The sequence below is a fragment of the Streptomyces sp. NPDC045678 genome (assembly GCF_056432085.1).
Map to the genome: position 1 here is coordinate 270171 of NZ_JBWKJS010000002.1, position 22028 is coordinate 292198.

At 72.9% G+C, this 22028-nt stretch carries 11 protein-coding genes and 3 pseudogenes; 13 read left to right on the top strand and 1 reads right to left on the bottom strand.

Annotation, left to right across the window (positions count from 1 at the left end):
- Positions 1-264: 264 nt before the first annotated feature.
- On the top strand, positions 265-1059 hold the full coding sequence (locus tag AC07DO_RS07780) for a YqcI/YcgG family protein (RefSeq protein WP_479057760.1): 795 nt from the start codon (positions 265-267) through the stop codon (positions 1057-1059).
- Here AC07DO_RS07780 and AC07DO_RS07785 read toward each other — a convergent pair.
- Complete coding sequence (locus AC07DO_RS07785) at positions 999-2237, bottom strand: cytochrome P450 (protein ID WP_479057761.1); 1239 nt, start codon at positions 2235-2237, stop codon at positions 999-1001. The genes AC07DO_RS07780 and AC07DO_RS07785 overlap by 61 nt on opposite strands.
- A 227-nt stretch (positions 2238-2464) precedes the next feature.
- On the opposite strand from AC07DO_RS07785, the gene AC07DO_RS07790 reads away from it, so the two are divergent.
- From AC07DO_RS07790 to AC07DO_RS07845, 12 genes and pseudogenes are all read left to right on the top strand, one after another.
- Positions 2465-3868 (top strand): cupin domain-containing protein, encoded by a 1404-nt coding sequence (locus AC07DO_RS07790; RefSeq protein ID WP_479057762.1) that lies wholly within the window; start codon positions 2465-2467, stop codon positions 3866-3868.
- 72 nt (positions 3869-3940) lie between these two features.
- Positions 3941-4171 (top strand): MbtH family protein, encoded by a 231-nt coding sequence (locus AC07DO_RS07795; protein ID WP_479057763.1) that lies wholly within the window; start codon positions 3941-3943, stop codon positions 4169-4171.
- Complete coding sequence (locus AC07DO_RS07800) at positions 4168-7323, top strand: type I polyketide synthase (protein ID WP_479057764.1); 3156 nt, start codon at positions 4168-4170, stop codon at positions 7321-7323. The genes AC07DO_RS07795 and AC07DO_RS07800 overlap by 4 nt, the downstream gene beginning before the upstream one ends.
- Before the next feature lie 74 nt (positions 7324-7397).
- Positions 7398-10469, top strand: a complete 3072-nt coding sequence (locus AC07DO_RS07805; protein WP_479057765.1) for a thioester reductase domain-containing protein — start codon at positions 7398-7400, stop codon at positions 10467-10469.
- Between the two features lie 512 nt (positions 10470-10981).
- Positions 10982-14251 (top strand): annotated as a pseudogene (locus AC07DO_RS07810) (non-ribosomal peptide synthetase); the annotation flags it as partial.
- A 189-nt stretch (positions 14252-14440) separates the two neighbouring features.
- Positions 14441-15577 (top strand): annotated as a pseudogene (locus tag AC07DO_RS07815) (amino acid adenylation domain-containing protein); the annotation flags it as partial.
- Positions 15578-15598: 21 nt separating this feature from the next.
- A pseudogene (locus AC07DO_RS07820) lies at positions 15599-15811 on the top strand (AMP-binding enzyme); the annotation flags it as partial.
- A 105-nt stretch (positions 15812-15916) separates the two neighbouring features.
- Positions 15917-16237 (top strand): phosphopantetheine-binding protein, encoded by a 321-nt coding sequence (locus AC07DO_RS07825; protein ID WP_479058558.1) that lies wholly within the window; start codon positions 15917-15919, stop codon positions 16235-16237.
- Positions 16234-17751: an amino acid adenylation domain-containing protein gene (locus tag AC07DO_RS07830; protein ID WP_479057766.1), complete on the top strand. Its 1518-nt coding sequence runs from the start codon at positions 16234-16236 to the stop codon at positions 17749-17751. Before AC07DO_RS07825 ends, AC07DO_RS07830 begins: the two co-directional genes overlap by 4 nt.
- 222 nt (positions 17752-17973) lie before the next feature.
- Positions 17974-19548, top strand: a complete 1575-nt coding sequence (locus tag AC07DO_RS07835) for an MFS transporter (RefSeq protein ID WP_479057767.1) — start codon at positions 17974-17976, stop codon at positions 19546-19548.
- A 91-nt stretch (positions 19549-19639) separates the two neighbouring features.
- Positions 19640-20695 (top strand): NAD-dependent epimerase/dehydratase family protein, encoded by a 1056-nt coding sequence (locus AC07DO_RS07840; protein ID WP_479057768.1) that lies wholly within the window; start codon positions 19640-19642, stop codon positions 20693-20695.
- A 149-nt stretch (positions 20696-20844) separates the two neighbouring features.
- Positions 20845-22017, top strand: coding sequence for an acyltransferase family protein (locus tag AC07DO_RS07845; protein WP_479057769.1), 1173 nt, complete (start codon positions 20845-20847; stop codon positions 22015-22017).
- Positions 22018-22028: the final 11 nt, after the last annotated feature.

The following is a 22028-nucleotide window of genomic DNA, read 5'->3' on the forward strand; positions in this document are numbered from 1 at the left end:
AAGGCGGTTCGGGTACGCCCGTATCACCACCGGAAGATGGCCACATGCTATCGATCGGCATTGCCCACCGGAAGGCGATTGCCTGCCGAGCGACGCACTACATCCCACGGTTTACAGAACACCCGCTGCTTGCATACCCGGTTGCAGAGCGGATTGCCTACCCGAGTTGGAAGACCCGCTCCACAGAACGCTGGTAGCGTCCTCGCCGATCGGTGCCCGGGGCCAGGGCAGCGCAAGGAATAGCTACCGTCGGGGTGAATTCACATGGCAGAGAACGTCATCGGCGAAATACCCGAGTGGGGTCCCGAATGCGTTCGGGAATTGCAGGAGACGCTCCTGTCGAGCAGTTCGCCATTCCCCTGCACTTTCGCGGTATCGGGGACCAAGCGGGACAGCCTGCGCTTCGGCTTCGTGGAGTCCCTTGACGACCGGAGCACCTGGGACGGGCTCGGTGACACCCTCACCGAGTACCTGTCCGGGTATCAGAAGCTGGGCCGTGAGACGTCGCTGATCGTCTTCTTCCGGCCGGACGGCCGCACCCGCACGATGGAGGAGTACCGGGCGAAGTTCTGGTCGGTGCTCCAGCATCTGCACGACACGGACGAGAGCCCGTGGCCGGCTGAGGTGCCCCGCGACACGGACGACCCGTGGTGGGAGTTCAGTTTCGGCGACACCCCGATCTTCGTGGTCTGCAACACCCCCGCGCACGTCCTGCGCCGCAGCCGGCACAGCCCCGTCTTCTTCATCACCTTCCAGCCGCGCTGGGTGTTCGAGGAACTGGGCGCCGACACGGCCCCCGGCGCCGCGGCGCGGCGCATCATCCGCAAGCGGCTCAGCCGTTACGACGCCGTCGAGGCGTCCGAGGAACTCGGCTCGTACGGCGACCCGGACAACCGGGAGTGGCGCCAGTACTTCCTCGCCGACTCGTCGGACGCCCCGGAGGCCGAGGCGGCCCGCTGCCCCTTCCGGTCCCGCGACGGCGAACGCGTCTCCGCCGGTCAGGCCACCGGACTCGACAGCACCATGCGCTTGGAGCCGAGAACGGTGGGCGAGGTGTAGGGCACCGGCGGCTCGGCGAAGCGCAGTTCACCGCACCGCGCCAGGAGCATTCCCAGCGCGATCCGCGCCTCCATCCGGCCCAGCGGGGCCCCGATGCAGAAGTGGACGCCGTGGCCGAAGGACAGGTGCGGGTTGGGGCTGCGGGTGATGTCGAAGGTCTCGGGGTCGGTGAACTGCCGCTCGTCGTGGTTGGCCGAGAGCACCCAGGACGCCACCATCACGTCCGCCGGGATGTCCACGCCGCCGAGTGTGGTGTCGCGCGTGGTCAGCCGGTACGCGAGCGGGGCGGGCGGGCTGTGGCGCAGCACCTCCTCCAGTGCTCCGGGGACGGCGGACGGGTCCTCGCGCAGGGCGGCGAGCGCGGCCGGGTTCTCGTCGAGACACACCAGGCTGTTGCCGAGGAGCAGGGTAGTGCTGATGTGTCCGGCGAGCAGCATCATGAGAGTGATGGTGAACACCTCGGACTCGCTGAGGCGTTCGCCGTCCACCTCGGCGGCCACCAGCCGGCTGAGCACGTCGTCGGACGGTGTGCGGCGCCGGTGGGCGGCGTGGTCGAGGATGTAGTCCTGCATCTCCAGCAGCAGCGCGTTCATGTTCTCGGGCAGTTTCAGCCGCTCCGCGTCGACCGCGCTCGCGTCGTGGTTGGCGGCGACGAGGTCGTCGGCCCAGCCCCGGAACATCGCGTGGTCCGACGCCGGGACGCCGAGCAGTTCCGCGATGACGGTGACGGGCAGCGGGTTGAAGAATCCGGTGACCATGTCGACCTCGTCGCGGCCCGCCATGGCGTCGAGGAGACCCGCGGTGATCTCGGTGATCTTCCCCTCGAGCGCGAGGACGGCACGCGGTGTGAGCGCCTGGGCGACGAGCTTGCGCAGCTTGCTGTGGCGCGGCGGATCGGTGACGCTCAGGTGGCCCTCGAGCAGGTTCGGCACCGGACGGCCGTCGGCCGTGGTCGCGGCCTCCCCCGTGGGCGGCGGCACCAGTCTGCCGAAGTCGGAGGAGAAGGTCTGCGGGTCCTTCAGCATTTGCTGGGTTTCGGCGAAGCCGAATACCTGGCAGGAGCGCGTGGCCTCGTCCCAGAGCACCGGGTTCTCCCGACGGTTTCGGGCCAGCCAATCGCGCAATGGCCGTCCCCCGTCCTCACTTCCGGGCGGCGGGCTGGTCACGGTCTCGGTCATCGGTCCACTCCCCATTCACGGCCGTGGTCGGGTTCACAAGTCGGCCGGCCCGCTCACCATAACCACGGGGGCGGCGGCTTGCCCAGGACTCTCAACTGCGGGTCGTAGACGGGGTTTCCACCCCTGGTTGGACGACTCCCGCCAAGTTCCGTTGTTAGCTTCATATCCGCTCGAGGTCGCGCGCGAACAGTGCGCCACCATCGGCGCCGAAGAAAGGGAAAGAATTCATGTCCCCTGTCTCGCGTATCAAGAGCGCACCGGACGACCCCAATGGAATTGTCCGGCGATACGCAGCGAATACCCCTTTCCGCAGTGCGACGGCGGAAGAGCTGGTCAACGAGGACAACCCGTTCCGGCGGCCGGTCCGTCCGCACGACCTGGGTTTCCTCGACTACGGCACGCCGCTGACCGCCGACCGCGTGCTGCGGCTGAGCGCCCTCCTCGGCCACCGGATGCTGCGTACCGTGCACGACGCCGACCTGCTGTTCGTGCCGGCCGGTGGTGCCGGACACCCCAGCGCCGACGACGCGGAGGCCTTCCGGTCGGTGGAGAACCGCGTCCTGGCACTCCAGGCGGGCCGGGTTCTCGAACACCACCTCTTCCACTGGCTCGGCGAGCAGCACACTCCGGTCGAGGGCGGCACCGACGCCGTCGTCCGCCATGTGCAGGGGGTCCTTGAGGAGCGGCGGGCCCGTCCCGGCAAGGCCCTCGACGTGGCGCGGTCGACCCGTCACCGCACCGACGCGGCGACGTACCTCCTGGCGCAGCTGACCGCGGCGCGACCGGCCGTCCAGAGCGCCGTGGGCCGTGGCCTGCTCGGCGACTACGGCACCGCGCACCCCGCGCTGCGCGGACTGCTGCTGGACGACCTGCGCGACCGCGCGGACCGCCTGCCGCACTACGAGGCGCTGCTGACCGGCGCGGAGCTGTCCGCCGAGCCGTACGCCTACTGGCAGTTCCTGCTCGGCTCGTCGCTGGCGGGGGCCAACCACCTGCACTCGGTGGCCCGCGACCACGCGCGCCTCGGCGAGTTCCTGGGCGCCTGGGTCCACCACCGCCTCGACGAGTCCGTCACCGCGACCGCGTACGGCGAGGTGTTCCGGGACGCGTTCGGCGAGCACGGCGCCGCGTACTTCACCGGTGTGCCGCGGCTGACCGGTGAGGGTCTCGCCGAACTGACCGGAGCGCTGCTCGGACCGCTCGTGGAGCGGTTCGGCGCCGACGGTGCGCTCTCCTTCCACCGCGGCTTCGAGGACGCGCGGCGTCTCGCCGCGGTGTCCGACGGCGATCTCGCCGTGCAGCTGGACTGGGCGGACCGGCTCGACGAGTACAAGGACAAGGCGGAGAAGCTCGACGCGCTGATCGTGGCGAACGGCATCGAGGTCGACCTCGAGACGTTCGTGGAGTCCCACGAGGAGACCTCCACCACCCATGTGCACGACGACCACCGGCTCGTCGTCGTGGAGGTCGGGCAGATGCACTTCTGGAACAACGTGGGCCAGATGATCCCCATGAACGAGGGCGACAAGCTGCTCATCCCCGCCGAGCGGCTGCACGGGTCGATGGTGCGGTCGGGGACCTGCACCTATCACCAGCCCGTCATCTCGGAGGAACTGCTCGGCCAGGTCTGAGCCCGCCGTCCCCCGCCCACCCCAGCACGCCGTTCCACGGGCTGGCGCCCGGTACTTCGCGAAGGACTTCCGGTGACACTTCCGGCAACAGAGGAGCAGGACGGCAGCGCGTACCGCGTCGTCGTCAACGACGAGGAGCAGTACGCGCTGTGGCCTGCCGACCGGGCCGACCCGCCCGGCTGGCGCCGCGAAGGAACCACGGGGACCCGCGCGCGGTGTCTGCACCGCATCGAAGAGGTCTGGACGGACATGCGCCCGGCGTCGCTGCGGCGCCTGATGGACGGGCGGGCGACGGCACAGTGAACGCATACACCCACGACGACGCCCCCCGGGAGCAGCCGGCCGAGGACGGGCGCGGCGACGACCGGATCGCGGTCGTCGGCTTCTCCGGCCGCTACCCGGGCGCGTCGTCGCCGCAGGAGTTCTGGGCGCTGCTCCGCGACGGCAGGGAGGCGCACACCGAGTTCACCGAGGAGCAGCTGCGCGCCTCCGGGGTCCCGCAGGCGCTCCTGGCCGATCCCCGGCTGGTGCGCCGCCGCCCGGTCCTCGACGGGGTGGAGCTCTTCGACGCCGCCTTCTTCGGCTGCACCCCGCGCGAGGCCGAGCTGATGGATCCCCAGCAGCGGCTTTTCCTGGAGTGCTCCCTGGAGGCGCTGCAGTCGGCCGGGTACGATCCGGCGGCCTTCGACGGTGCGGTCGGGGTGTTCGGTGGCGGCGGGCCCACCTCCTACTGGCAGCGCCACCTGTCGGCCGATCCGGCCTACCTGCACGAAGTGGGCGAGTTCCAGGCCCTGTTGGGCAACGAGAAGGACTTCCTGGCCCCTCGGGTGTCGTACCGCCTCGATCTACGCGGGCCGAGCATGAGCGTGCTCACGGGCTGTTCGTCGTCCTTGGTGGCGGTGCACCTGGCGGTGCAGAGCCTGCTCGGCGGCGAGAGCGACCTGGCGCTCGCGGGCGGCGTCACCGTGTACTTCCCGCAGCGGGCGGGCTATGTGCACAACGAAGGGGGCGTCAACTCGCCCGACGGCCGCTGCCGGGCGTTCGCGGCCGACGCGAACGGCACCGTGCCGGGGGACGGCGCGGGCGTGGTCGCCCTGAAGCGGCTCACGGACGCGCTGGCGGACGGCGATCAGGTGCTCGGCGTGCTCCTTGGCACGGCCGTGAACAACGACGGCGCGCACAAGGTGGGCTTCACCGCGCCGAGCGTCGGCGGCCAGGCCGAGGTCATCGCCGAGGCGCTGGCCGTGGCCGACGTCGAGGCCGAGTCGATCTCGTACGTCGAGGCGCACGGCACCGGAACCCCGCTGGGCGACCGGGTCGAGGTCGCCGCGCTGACCGAGGCGTTCGGGACGGAGAAGCGCGGCTACTGCACGCTCGGCTCCCTGAAGCCGAACATCGGCCACACGGACACGGCGGCCGGCGTGCTTGGCCTGATCAAGGTGCTCCTCTCACTGCGCCACGAGGAGATCCCGCCGGCCGTCAACTGCGCGGTGCCGCACCCCGACATCGACTTCCCGAGCACCCCGTTCCGCGTGAGCTCCCGGCCCACACCGTGGCCGCGCGGCGGCGAGGCGCGCCGCGCCGGCATCAGCTCCTTCAGCGTGGGCGGCACCAACGCCCACATCGTCGTGGAAGAGCCGCCCCTGCCGGTCCCCTCCGCCGTCGACGACGGCCCTCAGCTGCTGGTGCTCTCCGCCCACGGCGACGCGGCGCTCCAGCGTTCCGGGGTGGCGCTCGCGGACTGCCTGCGCGCCGAGGAGGCTCCGTCGCTCGCCGACGCCGCGCACACCCTGCGGGTCGGCCGGCAGGCCTTCGCCCACCGCATGGCGCTGGTGTGCCACGACCGTGCCGAGGCCGTGTCGGCCCTGGACGGTACGGGTGTCACCCCCGTCACCGTGGGGCGCGCCGATCCGTCGGGACCCGCCCCCGACGTCGCGTTCCTCTTCCCCGGCCAGGGCAGCCAGCGCCTCGCCATGGGGCGGGGCCTGTACGAGACACAGCCCGCGTACCGTGCCGTCGTCGACGAGTGCGCCGCGCTGCTCGCCCCCGAACTGGGTGAGGACCTGCGCGCGGCGCTGTACCCGGCCACCGACGATGCCGGCGCCCTGGACCGCGCGACGCAGCGCCTCACCGAGACACGGCTCGCCCAGCCCGCCCTGTTCACCACGCAGTACGCCCTCGCCCGGCTGCTCGGCACCTGGGGCGTGCACCCCGCGGCCCTCCTCGGGCACAGCGTCGGCGAGTTCACCGCGGCCTGCCTCTCGGGGGTCCTCGCGCTGCCGGACGCGCTGCGCGTGGTCGCCCTGCGGGGGCGTCTCCTCCAGGACTGCCCGGCGGGCGCGATGGCCTCCGTACCGCTGGCCGCCGAGCGGGTGCGTGAACTGCTCGACCCCGCGGGCGAGGTGACGGTGGCGGCCGTCAACGCACCGGAGCAGACCGTGGTCTCGGGCCCCGTCGCGGCCGTCGAGGAGCTGACCGGCCGGCTGGTCGCCGCCGGGCACCGCGTCACCGCGCTGCGCACGTCGCACGCCTTCCACTCGGCGCTGACGGCCTCCGCCGTGGAGCCGTTCACGGCGGCGATGGCCGGCGTGCGGCTCCACGCGCCCGAGGTGCCGTACCTGTCGAACGTGACCGGCACCTGGATCACCCCGGAGCAGGCCACCGACCCCGCCTACTGGGGACGGCAGTTGCGTGAGCCGGTGCTGTTCGACGCGGGACTGCGCACCCTGCGCGACGCGCCCGCCCGGACCCTGCTGGAGGTCGGCGCGGGCAACACGCTGCGGGCCCTCGCGGGGCGCGGCTCCGGTCCCGGCGGCGCCCCGGTGGTGGCCACGCTCGGCTCCGGCCAGGACGCGGCCGACGCCGCCGCCCTGCTGGACGCCGTGGCCCAGCTCTGGGTGCGCGGCGTCCCGGTGGATCTGGGTGCGCTCGGCGGAGACGCGCCGCGGCGCCGGGTGGCGCTGCCGACCTACCCCTTCGAGCGGCAGCGCTACTTCGTCGACGTGCCCGTCGGCGGCGGCGCGCCCACGGCCCGGGCCGCCGTCCTCGCCGCCCCGTCGTCCGACACGGCCGAGCCGTCCTCGGACTCGGCGTCGTCGGAGGCACCCGTGCCGGAGGAGCCCCGTCTCACCCGGTACGAGCGGCCCGAACTGCCCACCGCCTACACCGCGCCGCGCTCCCCGCTCGAAGAGACCGTCGCGGAGGTCTGGCAGGACGTCATGGGCGTCACACCGGTCGGGGCGCACGACAACTTCTTCGATCTGGGAGGGCACTCGCTGCTCGCGGCGCAGGTGGTGGCCCGGCTCCAGGCCCTGCTGCCGGTCACCCTCACCGTCACCGACCTGCTCTCGCAGGCGCAGACCGTCGCACAGACGGCCGAGGCCGTGGAGCGGCGGCTGCACGAGAAGTTGCTCGGCATGTCCGACGAGGACGCCGCCCGGCTGCTCGGAGAGTGACTCCGGGGCCGACGAGCGGCACACCAGAACATCCCAGCGCCCGCCACCGGGCACGAGCGAAGGTTGACGCCCCCATGGTTCCACCTGGTCCCCGCGCGGACGGCGCAGAGCTGTCCACGACGAAGCAGCGGCTGATGGAGAAGTGGCTGACCGGAGGTGCCCGGCCCCAAGCGCCGCAGATCCCCCGCCGGGGCCTGGACACGGCCGACCTGTCCTTCGCGCAGGAGCGCCTGTGGTTCCTCGCCCAGCTGCACCCGGAGAGCGCCTACCACCACATGGTGGAGGCGATCCGGCTCCGCGGACCGCTCGACAGGGACGCCCTGCGGCACGCCCTGGAGCAGGTCGTGCGCCGCCACGACGCGTTGCGCACCGTCTTCCACGTGCACGCGGGCGAACCCCGGCAGGTCGTCCTCGCGGGGCAGCCGCTCGCGTTCGACGTGGACGACCGGGTGCGGGGCGAGGACGAGGCGGTCGAGCTGCTGCGGCAGGACTCCGACCGGCCGTTCGACCTCACGCGGGGCCCGCTCATCCGCTTCCGGCTGACGCCGCTGGGCCCCGACGAGCACGTCCTGATGGTGACCATGCACCATCTCGTGGGCGACGGCATGTCGATGGGCATCCTGTTCCGGGAGCTGTTCGCCTGCTACGCCGCCCGGGTCGAGGGGAGTGCTGCGGTCCCGTTGCCCGAACTCCCGATCGGCTACCCGGACTTCGCCCAGTGGCAGCGCGATCTGCTGCGCGGCCCGGAGCTCGAGCGGCGCCTCGCGCACTGGAGCCGGGCGCTGCGTGAACCGCTGCCCACCCTGGACCGGCTCACCGACCGGCCGCGCCGGGGCCGTACCAGTCTGCGCGCCGTCAGCCGGGCCTTCACGCTCGACGAGCCGGTGGCGACCCGGCTGCGCGCGCTGGCCCGCGAGCACCAGGCGACTCTCTTCATGGCGCTGCTCGCCGGCTTCAACACCCTGGTGCACCTGCGCTCGGGAGACGAGGACATCGTCACCGGCTCGGTGGTGCACGGCCGCGACCAGCCCGAGGTGGAGAACCTCATCGGCTTCTTCGCCAACACCCTGGCGCTCCGCTTCGACCTGCCGGCCGGACTCACCTTCACGCAGATCCTTCAGCGGGTGCGGGAGACCTGCCTGGAGGCGTACGCCCATCGCGACACCCCGATCGAGGTGGTCGCCGCCGAGCTGCGCCCGGGACGCAACGGGGGCGACAACCCGCTGTTCCAGGCGGCCGTGGTGGGAGAGAACCCGGCCGGGACCGCGCGCATGGGCGACCTGGAGGTGGCGGCCTTCGACTTCGGGCTCGACACCTCCGAGTTCGACCTGGTGCTGCACTACTGGGAGACCGACGGCCGCATCGAGGGCGGTGTGCGCGGCAGCGTGGACCTGTTCGAACCGGAGTCCGTCGACCGGTTCACCGAGGACCTGCAGCGGCTCTTCACCGCCGTGCTCGACGCGCCCGACCTGCCGGTGGCCGGACTCGGCTTCCTCGACGCCCCGGTGGACCGGGCCGCCGGGCCGTCCCCGGTGGTGACCGAGGCAGCCCCCGGGGCCCACGTCGCGGCCGTGGACGGCGACGTGACCTCGGACGACGACGCGGCGCTCACCGCCACGGAGCGGGAGGTCGCGGCCGTCTGGCGCGAGGTGCTCGGCCTGCGCGAGGTCGACCCCGACGAGGACTTCTTCGAGGCGGGCGGACATTCACTGCGGGCCGTACGCGTACTGCTGAGGCTGCGCGAGAGGCTCGGCGTCGACCTGCCCGTCCAGGTGTTCTTCGACGCGCCCACGGTGACCGAGCTGGCCGCCGTGTTCGACCGGGCACGTGCCGCCGGGGACACCGGGGCCGCGCGCGAGGAGATCGCCGGCACGGACGCTGCGGAGCTGCGAGCCGACGCCGTCCTGGCGCAGGACGTCGTCCCCACCGGTGCACCGGTGGACCCGGCGCGCGTGGCCGCGCCGGAACACCTGTTCCTGACCGGCGCCACCAGCTTCCTGGGCGCCCATCTGCTGGCCCGGCTGCTGACGGTGACGGGGGCCCGCCTGCATGTCCTGGTGGACGCCGAGGGACCCGGCGAGGCCGAGCGCGCCCTGGCCCGCGCCCTGGCCCGCTTCCGCCTCGACGTGCCGATGGAGCGGGTGACCGTCCTGGCGGGCAGTCTGCGCGAACCGTTCCTCGGCCTGTCGCCGATGACGTTCGCCCGCCTGGCCGGCACCGTCGACGCGATCCACCACGTCGGCTGCGAGGCCAACCTGGCCCAGCCGTACCGTCAGTTGAAGGCGGCCAACGCGGGCGCCACCGCGGAGGTGCTCCGGCTCGCGGCGCGCGCCAGGACCAAGCCGGTGCACTACGTCTCGTCGCCCGGCGTGCTCTTCGCGCGCGGCGCCGAGCCGGGCGTCCTGCGCCCGGACGGCAGGGTGCCCGCGGACGCGGTCCTGCCCTCCGGCTATGTGCGCAGCCGTTGGGTGGCCGAGGAACTGGCCGACGAGGGCAGGCGGCGCGGGATACCGGTCTCGGTGTACCGGCCGGGGCGGCTCGGCGGCGATTCGGCGACCGGCGGCGGGGACCCCGATGCGGCGTTCTGGCGGTTCATCGGCGCCTGTGTGGAACTGGGCGCGGTGCCCGACTTCGGGCCGGACGCCGACTTCGACCTGGTGCCCGTCGACTTCGCGGTCGCCGCGCTCGCTCAACTGTCGCTCACGCCCGCGGCGCTGGGCGGCACCTACCACCTCGCCAACCCGGAACGCACCCGGCTCGACACGGTCGTGGCCGTGCTGCGTGCGGCCGGGTACCGGCTGGCGTCGACCGATGCGGACCACTGGGCCCGGCTGGTGTCGGAGGACGTCCTCGACGCGGGCGGCGACGAGGGTTCGGTGCCGGTGGCGGCACTGGCGGGAGCCTCGCACGGCATGCCCGGCTTCGGCAGCCTGCGCCTCGACGTCTCCGGCACGCTCGACGCGCTCACCGGCTCCGGAGTGCGCTGCCCGGTCGTGGACGGGCCGCTCCTCGACCGCTACGTGCAACACCTCGTCGGCGCGGGTCTGCTGCCCGCGCCGGACCGTGCGGGCCTCGCCCCGCACTCCCCCGGCACCCTCCCGGCCCCCCGCGAGGCCCAGGACTTCCGATCGGAGAACACCGTATGAGCACCGGCCTCGCCCATGACACCGGCGCCGCGGTACCGCGCGGCCCGCGCCTGTCCCTGCTGCCGCAGCCGTCCGACGGCGCCCGCGCCGCCCATCTTGTCCGGGTCGACCCCGGGGTGTGGCGCGGGGTCACCGAAGGGGCACGCGCCGCGGGTCTGGACACCGCCGCCGTGCTGCGCACCGCTTTCACGGAGGTCCTCGGCCTGTGGTCGCGGGATCCCCGGTTCACGCTGCGGGACCGCGCGGCGGACGGCTGCCGGACCTTGATGGCGGACACGCTCGCGGACGGCGGGTTCGCCGGCCGTGCCGCCGCCCGGCCCCTGACAGACGACGCCGCGGGCGCGGACCTCGGCCCGCTGGTCGAGTTCGTCGATGCCCTGGGCGCCGACCCGGTGCCGGCGCCCGCGGGGCCCGATCCGGTCCTCGCGCTGCGCGTGGCCCGGGCGGACGGCAGGGTCGAGGCCCGGTGGGAGTACGCCGAAGGCGCGCTGCCCGACGGCATGGTCGTCGGCATGGCGGAGTCCTGGCTCGACCTGCTGGCCTCGCTGGCCAGACGCCCTCCGGCCTGGACGGCGGCGGTCCCGCCGGTGCGGCTGCCCGCCGCGCAGGAGCGGCAGCGCGCGGAGTTCAACGCGACCGCGGCACCGCTGCCCGAAGGGCTCCTCCAGGAGGCGGTGGCGCGCGCCGCCGCACCCCGCCCCGGACACACCGCCATCGTCTCGGGCGAACACCGCGTCTCGTACGGCGAGTTGATGAGCCGGTCGCGCCGCATCGGGCGCCGCCTCAGGGAGCTCGGGGCGCGCCCCGGAGAGCCGGTCGCGATCTGCATGGAGCGCGGCTGGGAGCAACCCGTGGGGCTGCTCGGCGCGTTGGAGTCCGGGGCGGCCTGGATGCCGCTCGACCCCGCGCTGCCCGCGGACCGCAGGGAGCGGCTGCTCGACATGACCGGCGTACGCCTCGTCCTCACCCAGCGGAAGGTGGCGGGGCGGTGGGAGTGGCCGCGCGACGTCACCGTGCTCGCGGTGGACGACGACGCGTCGTGGGCGGACGTCGACGACCACCCGCTGGCGGCCGCGCAGAGCCCCGAGGACCCCGCCTACGTGCTGTTCACCTCGGGTTCCACCGGCACGCCCAAGGGCGTCGTGGTGCCGCACCGCGGTGCGCTCAACACGCTGGTGCATGTGATCGAGAAGTACGGCGTGACGGAGCGGGACCGGGCCATCGGCCTGTCCGCGATGAGCTTCGACCTGTCGATCTGGGACATGCTCGGCACGCTGTGCGCCGGGGCCACCCTGGTCCTGCCGGACGCCGGCACCGACCGGGATCCCGGGCACTGGCTGGACCTCGTCCGCCGTGAGGGTGTCACCACCTGGCTGGGCGCCCCCGCCCTGTTCGAGCTGTTCTGCGAACAGGTGGAGCGCGACCCCGAGCCGTGGGTCGCCTCGCTGCGGCTGCTGATCCTGGGCGGCGACTGGATTCCGCTGTCCCTGCCCGAGCGGGCCAGGGACATCGCACCGGACGTGCGGTTCGTGGGACTCGGCGGCAACACCGAGGCGTCGATCCTCTCCAGTACGTACGACGTGGACGAGGTCGATCCGGCGTGGCCCAGCATCCCGTACGGCACTCCCCTGCCGAACCAGACCCTGCACGTGCTCGACGCGGGGCTGCGTCCCCGGCCCGTGGGCGTCCCCGGTGACCTGTACATCGGCGGGGCCGGGCTCGCGCTGGGCTACTGGCGCGACCCCGAACGCACCGACCGGGGCTTCCCCGTCCACCCGGTGACCGGCGAGCGGCTGTACCGCACCGGTGACGTGGCGCGGTTCCTGCCCGACGGCAACGTGGAGTTCCTCGGCCGCGAGGACTTCCAGGTGAAGCTGGACGGCCACCGGATCGAGCTGGGCGAGATCGAGACGGCGCTGCGGTCCCATCCGGCGGTCGGCACGGCCGCGGTCGTCGCCCTGCCGCGCCAGGACGGCGAGTTGGGCAACCAGGCGCTCGCCGGATACGTGTCCCCCACCGCCGGCGCACAGCCTTCGGCGGCGGAGCTGCGCGAGCACATCGCCGGACGGCTCCCGCACTACATGGTGCCCGCGCACCTCCTCGTCATGGCGGCGCTGCCGCTGACCGCGCACGGCAAGGTGGACCGCGCGGCGCTGTCCCGGCCGGGCGCCGCGCGGTCCGCGGCGGACCCGGGCGCGGGCGCGCCGCGCACCGAGCTCGAGGAGCTGGTGGCCGGCCTGTGGTCGGAGCTCCTCGGCGTGGACCGGGTGGGCGTGCACGACACGTTCTTCGAGCTGGGCGGCAACTCGCTGCTCGGGATCCGGGTGATGAACCGGCTGCGCGAGCGGCTCGGCCTGGACCTCGACCCGCACAGCGTGTTCCGGCACCGTACGGTGGCCGAGCTGAGCCGGGCGATCGAGACGGAGCGGGGCGCCTCCGTGGACGGCGGAGACGCCAGGGACGGCGCCCCGCTGCCCGTCGTGCGGCCCGATCCGGCGGCGGCGCACGAGCCGTTCCGGCTCACCGACCAGCAGCAGGCCTACTGCGTGGGCCGCACCGGGTCGCTGTCGTCCGGGAACGTCTCCGCCCACATGTACCTGGAGTTCGAGGGCGAGCACCTGGACGTGCCGCGGTTCCGGGCCGCCTGGCAGCGGGTGGTGGACCGGCATCCGATGCTGCGCGCCGTGGTGCTGCCCGAGTCGATGACCCAACGGGTCCTGGACTCGGTGCCCCCGTACGAGATGCCGGTCGTCGACCTGCGCACGGCGGACGAGGACAAGGTGCGCCGGGGTCTCGCGGAGATCCGCGAGCGCTACTCGCACGAGGTGCGTCCCGTCGATGTCTGGCCGCTCTTCGACGTCGTCGTGGCCGAGCTGCCCGGTGACCGGTTCCGGGTGCACTTCAGCATCGACGCGCTCTGCGCCGACTTCGCCAGCATCCGCGTCCTCTGGGACGACCTGACGCTGTTCTACGGGAATCCGGACGCGGAGCCGGCGCCGCCCGCCATGGCCTACCGGGACTACGTGCTCGCCACCGCCGATCTCTCCGGCACGGAGGCGCACCGGCGTTCGGCGGAGTACTGGGAACGGCGGCTGCTCGATCTCGCGCCCGCGCCCCGGCTGCCCATGGTGCGCACGCCCGAGTCGGTGGAGCATCCGCGGTTCGTCCGGCGGTCGGTGCGGCTGGCGGCGGACCGCTGGCGCCGCGTCACCGACCGGGCCGCCGAGGTGGGTCTCACGCCGGCGGGGCTGCTCCTCGCGGTGTACGCCGAGGCGCTGGCGCCCTGGGCGCAGGCGCCCCGGTTCACGCTGAACGTCACCAACCTCAACCGGATCGGCGCGCATCCCGATGTCGACGACACCGTCGGCGAGTTCGCCTCGTTCGCCCTGGTGGAGGTGGACTCCGCCACGCCCGGCGGCTTCCTGGACCGCGCGCGCCGCGTGCAGGAGCAGCTGTGGAGCGACCTGACGCATTCCTATGTCAGCGGTGTCCATCTGCTGCGTGAACTCATGCGGCTGCGCGGCGGGTTCGACGGGGCGCTGATGCCCGTGGTGTTCACCAGCGCGGTCCCGCTGAGCGGCGGCAGGAGCACGCTCCTCGACGGCCTGCTGGAGCAGACGGGCGGCATCACCCAGACGCCGCAGGTCTGGATGGATCTGCTGACCGAGGTGCAGGACGACGCCCTGGTGGTCAACTGGGACGTGAACGAGGCCCTGTTCGACCCCGGCATGGTGGACGACGTCTTCACCGCGCTGAGTTCGCTGCTCGACAGGCTGGCCGACGACCCGGCCGCCTGGGACGAGCGGGAGCCCCTGGAGGGTTTCGTGCCGCTGGGCGCGGGCGGCGGGGAGTTCGGCGACGGCGGCTTCCGTCCGCTGCCGGACCGGCTCGTGCAGGACGACTTCCTCGACCGGGTGGCCGCCGGCCCCGACCGGGTGGCGGTCGTCGCCGACGGCCGGACGCTCAGCTACGACGAACTGCACCGCGAGGCCTGCCGGGTGGCCGCGTGGCTGGTGGCGAACGGCGCCTCGCGGGACAGGCCCGTCGGCGTGGTCCTGGACAAGGGCTGGGAGCAGGTCGTCGCCGTGTACGGCGTGCTGTACGCCGGAGCTCCTTATCTCCCCCTCGACCCGGAGGCCTCACCCGGACGTGCGGCCGGCCTGCTCGCCCGGTGCGGGGCGGACCTGGTCGTCACCCGGCAGGACCTCGCTCCCCTCGCGGGCGAGCGGCGCGTCCTGTGCCTGGACGCACTGCCCGATGATGTGCGCGCGGCGGAGCCCACGCTCCCTGCCACGTCGGCCCAACCGTCCGACCTGGCCTATGTGTTGTTCACCTCCGGCTCCTCCGGGCAGCCCAAGGGGGTGATGGTCGAGCACCGGGGCGTGGTCAACGCGCTGCGCGAGACCCGGGAGACCTTCGCGATCGGCCCCGGTGACCGGGCCCTCGCCCTGACCGCGCTGCACCACGACATGTCGGTGTTCGACCTGTTCGGGGTGCTCGGCGCGGGCGGCACGCTGGTGCTGCCGCGAGCGTCGGAGCGGCGCGAGGCGGCGCACTGGGCGGATCTGATGAGCGAGCACGGCGTCACCGTGTGGAACTCGGTGCCCGCGATGATGGAGATGCTGGTGGAGCATCTGGGCCCGCGGGAAGGCCCGTTGGCGGCACTCCGGCTCGCCTTCCTGGGCGGTGACTGGCTGAACGTGGCGACGGTGCGCCGCCTCGGCGAGGCGTCGGGCGTGCGGGTGGTGAGCGTGGGCGGGCCCACCGAGACCACGCTCTGGAACATCTGGCACCCGGTGGACCGGCTGGACCCCGAGCGGCGGAGCGTTCCGTACGGCAGGCCTGTCGCCAACACCCGCTACCGCGTCCTGGACGACCGGATGCGGGACCGCCCGGTGTGGGCCACCGGCGAGATGTACTGCTCCGGGGTGGGGTTGGCGCGTGGCTACTGGGACGATCCGGAGCGGACCGCGGCTTCGTTCGTCACGCACCCGCGGACCGGTGAGCGCCTGTACCGGACCGGCGACCTGGGCCGATTCCTGCCGGACGGGACCATCGAGTTCGTCGGCCGGGCCGACTTCCAGGTCCAGGTGAACGGGCACCGGATCGAACCGGGCGAGGTGGAGGCCGCGCTGCTCACGCACCCGGGCGTCGCCGCCGCCGTCGTGGTGGGCCAGGAGCGCGCGGGACGCGCGGGCCACCGGGGACTGACCGGATACGTCGTGCCGGGCGCCGGAAGCACGGCGCCCACGGACATCGCGCTGCGGGAGCACCTGAGGGCGACGCTTCCCGAGCACATGGTGCCGTCGGTGTTCGTGACGCTGGACGCGCTGCCGCTCAACGCCAACGGCAAGGTGGACCGGGCGGCGCTGCCCGAGCCGCGCCCCGAGACGTCCGGGGCGGCGGAGGGCGCACCGCGCTCGGCCGTCGCCGAGGTGTGCGCGCAGGTGTGGGCGCAGGTCCTGGAGGTGGAGGCGGTCGGCGAGCAGGACAACTTCTTCGCTCTCGGCGGGGATTCGGTCCTTGCGACCAGGATCGTGACCCGGTTGCGTCAGGTGTTCGCCTCGGACGCGGTGACGCTGCGCACGGTGTTCCTGTCGCCGACGGTGGCCGGGCTCGCGGCGGGAGTGGTCGCCGCCGAGGAGGTCCCGGGCCGGGCCGAGGCCATGGCCGATGTGCACCTGCGGGTGGCCCGGATGTCGCCCGAGGAGGTCCGGCGCGAGTTGTTGGCCCGGCGGGCCGCGGCCGGAACGGCGGCGGGAGCGTGAGCGCGGATGCGGAGCGCCGCCCGCTCCTCCACGAACTCGTCGCCCGTCAGGCGGCTCTGACCCCGGACGCGGAGGCGGTCGTGGCCGGCCGGGAGCGGCTGAGCTACAGCGAGCTCGAGGAGGCGGCGCAGCTCCTCGCCGGGCATCTGCGCGGGCTCGGCGCGGGCCGGGAGACCCTGGTCGGCATCTGCCTGGGCCGGTCGCCGTGGATGCTGGTGGCGATGCTCGCGGTCCTGAAGGCGGAGGCGGCGTACGTGCCGATCGACCCCGCCTTCCCCCTCGAACGCCGGGAGTTCATCCTGCGCGACAGCGGCGCGGAGCTGATCGTCACCGAGGAGGCCCTGCGGGACAAGTGGCCGGACCGTCCCTGCACGGTGGTCTCGCTCGACCGTGACTGGGACCGCATCGCCGCGGCCCGGCCGTGGTCCTCGGAGGAGGGCGCGGGCGGGGACGCGCACCTGGCGTACGCGCTCTACACGTCGGGGTCCACCGGCCGGCCCAAGGGCGTCGCGGTCGAGCACCGCAGTGCGGCCGCCTTTCTGGACTGGGCGCTCGAGTGCTTCACGCCGGACGAGCTGCGGTACACCCTGGCCTCCACCTCCATGTGCTTCGACCTGTCGGTCTTCGAGCTGTTCGCGCCGCTGGCGGTCGGCGGCACGGTGGTCCTCGCGGAGACGGTGTTCCATCTGCCGGTGGCCGCCGCGGACCGGCCGGTGACGCTGGTGAACACCGTGCCGAGCCTGCTGCTCGACCTGCTGCCCTGCGCGTCGCTGCCGCCCTCGGTGGTGACGGTCAACCTGGCGGGCGAGGCGCTGCCCGCCGCGCTGGCCCGGCAGTTGTATGCGACGGGCACGGTGCGGAAGGTCTACAACCTGTACGGGCCCTCCGAGGACACCACGTACTCGACCTGGAGCCTGGTCGGGCGTGATGTGGACAAGCCGTTGATCGGCCGTCCCGTCACGGGCACCACCGCCCATGTCCTGGACGCCGAGGGGCGCCCGGTCGTGGACGGCGAGGCCGGGGAACTGCATCTGGGCGGCGCAGGCCTCGCGCGGGGATATCTGGGACGGCCCGGTCTGACGGCGGAGCGGTTCGTCCCCGACCCGTTCTCGGACCGCCCGGGTGCGCGGCTGTACCGGACCGGCGATCTCGCCCGGCGGCTTCCGGACGGCGAGCTCGACTATCTGGGGCGCGCCGATCAGCAGGTGAAGGTCCGGGGTCTGCGCATCGAACCGGGTGAGATCGAGCAGGTACTGATGGAGCACCCCGACATCCGGCGCGCGGCGGTGCTCGCGCGGTCCGGGAGCGCGGACGAGACCGGCCTGGTGGCCTACGTGGTGAGCATGGAGAGCGGGCAGAGCCGGGAGAAGGCCGATTTCTCCTCGGTGCGGCGGTTCCTGCGGGACCGGCTGCCGTCGTACATGGTGCCGGAGCTGTTCGTACCGGTGGTGTCGATCCCGCTCACGGTGACGGGGAAGGTCGACGTCGGGGCGCTGCCCGCCGCCGCGTCATGACCGCGGGGCCCGCACAATTTCACCGCACGCGGGGAAAACATTTCATTTCGATGCGCCCTTCAAAGCGTCGGAAAACGAGTGCTACACTCACGCAACCATGCGCGGTAAGGTAAGCCTTACCCTGAATGGCGGCACTGTTCCGGAATTGCATTGGAAACGGTTTTCAATGCGCCGCGCACGGTCGGACGGGGCCGCCGCACCACGCCTTCGGAAGAGGAATTCGTGAGCGCCACGGATACCACGACGAGCTCCCAGGCTCGTATCGTCCTGATTATTACCGTCGTAGCGTCGGCGCTATTGGTTATCGATATCACCATCGTTTCCGTAGCGTTACCCGAGATCCAGTCGGACCTCGGGGGGTCGCTGGCCGCCCTGCAGTGGATCATCATCGGCTACACGGTCACCTTCGGCGCCTTCCAGCAGGCCGCGGGCTCGCTGTCGGACCGGCTCGGCCGACGGGCCATGTTCATGGGCGGCATCGCCCTGTTCACCCTGTCCTCGCTGGCCTGCGGCCTCGCGCCGAACGCCATCGCGCTCGACATCGCCCGCGGTGTGCAGGGCATGGGCGCCGCCTTCGTGCTCGCCAACGCGATGCCCCTGATCGCCCAGGTCTACGACGGGCAGGCCCGGAACATGGCCATCGCCGTCTGGGGCACCACGCTCGGCGCCTGCGGTGCCGTCGCCCCGGTCGTCGGCGGTCTCCTCGTGGACCTCACCGAGTGGCGCTACCTCTTCCTCATCAACGTGCCGGTCGGTGTGGTCGCCCTCTTCCTGTGCCGCACCCGCCTGCCCCTGGACCCGCCCCGCAGCTCCCTCGCCGGCATCGACTGGACCGGCGCCGGCCTGCTCGTCCTCACGCTCGGCCTGGTCAACTTCGCCCTCACCCGAGGCGAGGACCAGGGCTGGGGGTCGCCGGCCACCCTCGTCCAGCTCGGCGTCTCCGCCGTGCTCCTCGTCGGCTTCCTGCTCCTGGAGCGACGGGTCGCCGCGCCGACCCTGGACCTCTCCCTGTTCAAGGTGCCGACCTTTGTGGCGGCCACCCTGATCGCCTTCTTCTCCCGCTTCGCCACCATCGGCGGCTCGGTCTACTACATCCTGTACTTCCAGAGCGCCCGCGGGCTGAGCCCGCTGCAGACCGGCCTCATGATGATGGCCATCTTCGCGCCGCAGCTCGGCATGGGCCTGGTCGCGGGCAAGCTCCAGGCCAGGTACTCGCCCTCGCACATCATCGGTGCCGGCTTCGGCATCCTGGCTCTCGGCGGGCTCGCCATGTCCTGGTCCTTCGACCTCGACCAGGCGATCTGGGTGGCCCTGCCCGGCCTCCTCCTGTGGGGTGTGGGCGGCGGCCTCGCGGGCAGTCCGTCCATGTCGCTCGCGGTCAACGTGGTGCCCAAGCAGCGGGCCGGCATGGCGTCCGGCGCGATCAACAGCCTGTTCATGTTCGGGGCCGGCATCGGCGCCGCGATCTTCGGCGTCCTGTTCCGCAGCCGGATCGAGGACCGGGCGGGCGGCGGTCTGCACACGGGCTCGGCCGACCGGGACGACGTGATCTCCGCCGCGGCCCAGGGCGACATCTCGCGGGCCCTCAAGCACGTCCCGGACGGCCTCGCCGGCCAGGCGCGCAGCACCCTGGAATCCGCCATCGCCGACGGCGCCTCGTTCGTGATGCTGTGGGCCGCGGTGGTCTGCGTCGGCACGGCGGCCGTCGCGCTCACCCTGGTCCGCAAGAAGGACCTGCTCACCGGCGCCCCCGAACCCGTCAAGGAGGACGACAACGCGGCGGCGGAACCGGCCTGACGCGGCGGGGCGGCCCCGGCCCGGGGCCGTCCCGCACCCGTTTCCCTCCCTCACGCACCCTCACGCATCAACGCCTGCCAGGAGCCCCGCGATGTCCCCCAGTCCCTCCGTCGGCCCGCTGCGTCTGCTGGTGCTCGGCGGTACCGGCTTCGTCTCCGGCGCCGTGGCGGCGGAGGCCCTCGCCCGTGGCCACGACGTCACCTGTGTCGCCCGGGGCACCGGCGGTGCGCAACCGCCCGACGGGGCGCGGCTCCTGCGGGCCGACCGCAACGCGCCGGAGGGCCTCGCCCCGCTGCGCGGCATCCGTTTCGACGCGGCCGTCGAGACCGCGACGCTCTCCCTGCCCTGGGTCCGCCGGGCCCTGCGCGACGTGACCGCGGAGCACTGGACGTTCGTCTCCTCGATCAGTGTGTACGCCGACACCTACACCCCGGGCCAGACCGCCCGCACCGCACGGCTGCGCCCCGCCCTGCACGACGTCGCCCCGTACGACCCCGCCGTCGACCCCGAGCCCTCCCAGGCGACGTACGGCGGTGTGAAGTCCGCCTGCGAACAGGCCGTTCGCGAGGCCACCGACGACACGGCCTTCGTGGTCCGCCCCGGCCTGGTCGTGGGCCCCGGCGACGACGTCGGGCCCTTCGGCTACTGGCCGCTGCGCATGGCCCGCGGCCGCACCGCCGCCGTGCCCGCGGCGCACGGCGCCGACGGCCTCGCCCTGCCCGCGCAGTGCGTCGACGTGCGGGACCTCGCCGCCTGGATCGTCGACCGGGCGGCGGCGCGCGCGTCCGGGGTGTACGACGCGGCAGGCCCGCCGGTGCCCCTGGAGTCGCTGCTCCACGAGGTGGCCGACGCCGTGGGCCACAGCAGCCTGGAACTCGTACCGGTGCCCGAGGAGGTGTTGCGGGAGGCCGGGGTGCGGCCCTGGACCGGGCACCCCTCGATGCCCCTGTGGCCGCCCCGCGAGCTGTACGGCGCGCTCACCCGTGACGTCTCGTCGTCCTTCGACGCGGGCCTGCGCGTCAGGCCGGTCTCCGAGACCGCGCGGGCGGTGCTGCGCGACCGCCTCGGACGCGGCGCGAACACGCCTCCGGTGGCGGGCCTGACGCCCGTCGAAGAGGCCTCGCTGCTCCGCCTCGCGGGCGTCTGAGGCCTCCCCCGGCGGGAGCGGCGACGCGTTCCGAGAACACCCCAAGAGCCCCTTGTGCAACCGGGGTTGGATGGCACGATGCCATCCCGGGGTGGCATACATCCGGCCATGTCCGTTGATACGTTCGGCGCGATTTTGACGCTTCGAACATGTCAGGAGACGCCGTGGCAACGGCCGTGCCGTTCCTCCCATCCGCCGCGAGACTTCCCTCGCTGACCGGCCTTCGCTTCGTCGCCGCGTTCGCCGTCTTCGCCTCGCACGCCTATCTGGCGATCTGGTTCGACGGAGTGTGGGAGGGCAACACTCCGGCCATGATCGCGCTGATCACGGCGCGCTCCGGGGTCGGATTCTTCTTCCTGCTCAGCGGATTCGTCCTCGCCTGGTCCGCGCGGCCCGGCGACAAGGCGGTGTCCTTCTGGCGCCGGCGCGCGGCGAAGATCTACCCGGTGCACGCGGTGACCTGGTTCGTCGCGCTCGTCCTGATCAACTGGACGGGCGGTCAGGTCGCGGCCCGCCAGGCCGTTCCCAATCTGCTCCTCGTGCAGTCCTGGACCTCCACGTTCGACGTCTACGACAGCGTCAACGGAGTCTCCTGGTCGCTGTCCTGCGAGGCGTTCTTCTACCTGGCCTTCCCGCTGCTCATCCACCTGATCCGCCGCATCCCCGCCCGCATGCTGTGGGCCTGCGCGGCCGCCGCGGCCCTCGCGGTGATCGCCGTGCCGCTGGTGGCCACGGTCGCGTTCTCCTCCGAGCCCGAGTTCTTCACGTTCCCGGTGACGCTGCACCAGTACTGGTTCGTCTACACGTTCCCGCTCACCCGGCTGCTGGAATTCGTCCTCGGCATCCTGCTTGCGCGTGCCGTCCTGGAGGGCACGCGGGTGGCCGTCCGCTTCCGGCACGCTCTGCCGGCGCTCGCGATCGGCTATCCCCTCGCACTCCAGGTGCCGTTCCTGTACGCGATATCCGCGGTCCTCGTCGTCCCGATGGCACTGCTGGTGCTCGCGGGGGCGGGGGCCGACATCCGCGGTTCGCGCTCGCCGGTCCGGTCGCGGCCCATGGTGTGGCTCGGGGACGTCTCGTTCGCGTTCTACATGGTCCACATGCTCGTACTGACGCACGTCTACCGCCTGATCGACGAGGAGCACACCGCCTCCGGCGCCGTACGCGCCGGTTCCGTCGTGCTCGTCTTCGGGCTCTCCCTGCTCGCCTCGTGGGGGGTGAACGTCCTGGTGGAACGGCCCGCGACGCGGCGCTGGGGATCGGGCAGGACCGTACGGCCGGCCGCCGGGGCGCCGCGCGACGAGAAGCCCGTGGCCCCCTGAGCCGTGCGGAC